Below are 246 nucleotides of genomic sequence, written 5' to 3'. Positions count from 1 at the left end.
CTTTTAATGTGTCTATATCTGAGGGAAATAATCGGCAAGCTAAAAATAGGTTTTCGTTTATTTGTTGAATGGGCGGCACTTTATCGCGCTTACGTGACCAGGCATTATAAATTTGCACACCGAATAAAAATGGCACAAACGCCCACCGTATATAAAATGGGATCACCCCATTTTCACGCTTTCTAAATATTTTTGCTGTATTAAAAATATACGCGGTACTCACTAATAAAAGTGACAGCGCAGTCC

Annotated in this window: 1 pseudogene; it reads right to left on the bottom strand. The window is 38.2% G+C overall.

Annotated elements, in window-relative coordinates:
* Positions 1 to 246: pseudogene (locus AAEZ02_RS23215) on the bottom strand (diacylglycerol kinase family protein); the annotation flags it as partial.

The organism is Shewanella sp. T24-MNA-CIBAN-0130, from assembly GCF_040310185.1.
Lineage (GTDB): Bacteria > Pseudomonadota > Gammaproteobacteria > Enterobacterales > Shewanellaceae > Shewanella > Shewanella psychromarinicola.
This window is presented reverse-complemented; position numbering and strand designations above follow the sequence as displayed.